This is a genomic window from Streptococcus sp. DD11, from assembly GCF_001578865.1.
Lineage (GTDB): Bacteria > Bacillota > Bacilli > Lactobacillales > Streptococcaceae > Streptococcus > Streptococcus panodentis.
In genome coordinates, this window is record NZ_KQ969396.1 from 86,307 (window position 1) to 89,037 (window position 2,731).

General features: G+C 49.1%; 3 protein-coding genes. 1 reads left to right on the forward strand and 2 read right to left on the reverse strand.

Going from position 1 to position 2,731, the window contains the following annotated elements; translation table 11 throughout:
* Positions 1-376, forward strand: a 376-nt coding sequence (locus STRDD11_RS09850; protein WP_128837315.1) for a DUF6556 family protein, incomplete at its 5' end; no start/stop codon positions are given.
* A 461-nt stretch (positions 377-837) separates the two neighbouring features.
* Here the strand turns inward: STRDD11_RS09850 and STRDD11_RS09855 are convergent.
* Both STRDD11_RS09855 and STRDD11_RS09860 read right to left on the reverse strand, forming a co-directional pair.
* Positions 838-1,908, reverse strand: coding sequence for an ABC transporter substrate-binding protein (locus STRDD11_RS09855; RefSeq protein ID WP_128837174.1), 1,071 nt, complete (start codon positions 1,906-1,908; stop codon positions 838-840).
* A complete protein-coding gene (locus tag STRDD11_RS09860; RefSeq protein ID WP_128837175.1) occupies positions 1,905-2,678 on the reverse strand; it encodes an ABC transporter permease in 774 nt (257 codons plus the stop codon). Before STRDD11_RS09860 ends, STRDD11_RS09855 begins: the two co-directional genes overlap by 4 nt.
* Positions 2,679-2,731 lie beyond the last annotated feature (53 nt).

Genomic DNA, 2,731 nt, shown 5'->3' on the forward strand with positions numbered 1-2,731 from the left:
CAGAAAACCAACCAAACAGCACATCAAAACCGGCTTTTCGGCCCTGCAGAAAACCATTGCCACTATTGCCAGTCTGCTGTCCATCATCATCGCCAGCATTACTATTATGAACCTGCTGGGCAATAACAGCGAAAAGTCTAAAACAGACACCAGCAGCTCAGCCTCAACAACAACCATCATCAAGGAAATAGAAAAAGAATCATCCGCTGCAGATACCGCAGCAACCGCAGACACTGCTGCTTCCAGCGAGACCGCAACAGCAGATACCAGCGCATCCAGCTCTGCAGCTGCAGATACTGCAACGGCCGGCGAGACCACTGCTTCCAGCCAGGCAACGGATACTGCCGGCGAGACCCAGACAGAGTCATCAAATTAAAAAATCTCGCTTCACATGTTGAAGCGGGATCTTTTTTCTTCTTCCTTTGATAAGGCTGCTCTGCGAAAAGCAAAAGCAAAAGCAACCTTCGTTAGCGCCAACAGCTCAAGCCTGAAAACCCGAAAGCGGGTCAAGACGGCCGCCGGCAGAGCAGACGGTTCATATTTTATACAGAGGGTGGGACAACAGTACCCAACTTCGTGATTTTCTAACGTTTGATTGCAAGATGCGGTGATTGGGAGTGAAACGGCCCAGGGTTAGGCTGTTTCAGGTCAGCAACTAGAAAAGAAGACTTGCTGACAAAATCGAAGACTCCGCCTTACCGATTTTTATACGGTGTCTTCCAAAAGATCCATCCCTCTGTGGGTGAGGACGCAGCCATCATGGGAGTCTATCCCACTCTCACCGCCCCCTCTGAGTGAGGGCACAGCCATCATGGCGGTCTGTCTCACTCTCTGTTTTTATTTGCGGTACATCTTGACCTGCAGGTAGAGGTCATTGTAAATCCCCAGCCATTTGGGACCGAGCTGCTCATAGACTTCTAAGTGCTTCATGGTTTCTGCGCTTGGATAAAATGCCTCGTCTTCCTGGATTTCCTTTGGCAGCATGGCCTTGGCAGGCAGATTTGGGGTAGAGTAGCCTACATAAAGGGCATTTTTATAGGCATTTTCCGGCCGCAGCATGAAGTTAATAAACTGATAGGCTGCTTTTTTGTTCTTGACCGTTTTAGGGATGACAATGTTGTCAAACCAAAGATTGCTGGCTTCGGTCGGCACCACATAGCGCAGGTCCTCATTGGCTTCCAGCATTTGGCGGGCTTCTCCGGAGAAAGTCACACCGATAGCTGCGTTGTTCTGCACCATATAGCCTTTCATTTCATCAGCAACGATGGCCTTGATATTGGGCGTCAGCTGATAGAGCTTATCCACTGCTGCCTGCAGCTGGGCTGCATCTTTGGAATTGAGACTGTTGCCGTCCGAGTTCAGGCCGATGCCCATGACCTCCCGTGCTCCGTCAATCATCATAATGGAGTTTTTGTACTCCGGCCGCCAGAGGTCATTCCAGTGCTCTGGCACACTGTCCAGCATTTTTTCATTGTAGACAATGCCCAGCGTTCCCCAGAAATAAGGGATGGAATACTGGTTGCCGGGATCAAAAGGCTGATCCAGAAAGTCAGATCCGATATTTTCCAGCCCTTCAATCTGACTGTGGTCCAGCTTTTCGACCAGATTCTCCTGCATCATCTTGGCGATCATGTATTCGCTGGGAATGGCAATATCATAGGTCGTTCCGCCCTGCTTGATTTTGGTATACATGGCTTCATTGGAGTCAAAGGTATCATACTGGACCTGCACGCCCGTTTCCTCACTGAACTTGGTCAGCAGCTCCGGATCAATGTAATCGCCCCAGTTGTAAATTACCAGCTTATCACCGCCCTTGCTTTGGGTTTGGCGCTCAAGCTGAGAACTGGCTCCCCACAAAAGCAGGATAATCGCTGCAATCCCGGCTAAAAATGAATAAAGCTTTTTCATAGCACTTCCTCCTTCTCGCGCGTGATAAAGTAATAGCCGATAACGAGGAGAACGCTGAAAATGAAGACCAGAGCAGACAGGGCGTTGATTTCAAGAGAAATTCCCTGACGGGCCCGAGAGTAAATCTCCACCGACAGGGTCGAGAAGCCGTTTCCGGTCACAAAGAAGGTCACGGCAAAATCATCCAGCGAATAGGTGAAGGCCATAAAGTAGCCGGCAATAATGGCCGGAGTCAGATAAGGCAGCATAATTTCCCTCAGCATCTGCGGCTGACTGGCTCCCAAATCATAGGCCGCCCTGATCATGTCATCGTTCATTTCCTGCAGACGGGGCAAAATCATCAATACCACGATAGGGATTGAAAAGGCTACATGGCTGGCCAAGACTGAAATGAAGCCCAGCTGGAACTTCACCGTGGTAAAGAGAATCAGAAAGCTGGCCCCAATCATGACATCCGGCGCAACCATAAGGATATTATTGATGGACAGGAAAGCCGCCTGATGCCTCTTGCGGGCTTGGTAAATATAAATCGCCCCAAAAGTGCCGATCAGCGTTGCAAGCAGTGAAGACAAAAAGGCCAGGAGGAAAGTCTGCACCAAAATGAGAATCAGCCGTGTATCAGCAAACAGGCTCTGAAAATGGCTGAAAGAGAAGCCGGTAAATCGGTTCATATCCTCCCCTGCATTGAAAGCATAGGCAATCAGATAAAAAATCGGAAGATAGAGAATCAGAAAGACTGCAGCCAGATAAAGATTGGCAAATTTTTTCATCGTTCTCTCCTTTCCTTGGTAGCCCACATGGTAAAGAGCATGGCAACAATCAG

Bases quoted from the DNA above. Each gene is read 5' to 3' on its own strand.
- STRDD11_RS09860 (WP_128837175.1), bottom strand. From the start codon at position 2,678: ATGAAAAAATTTGCCAATCTTTATCTGGCTGCAGTCTTTCTGATTCTC.
- STRDD11_RS09855 (WP_128837174.1), bottom strand. From the start codon at position 1,908: ATGAAAAAGCTTTATTCATTTTTAGCCGGGATTGCAGCGATTATCCTG.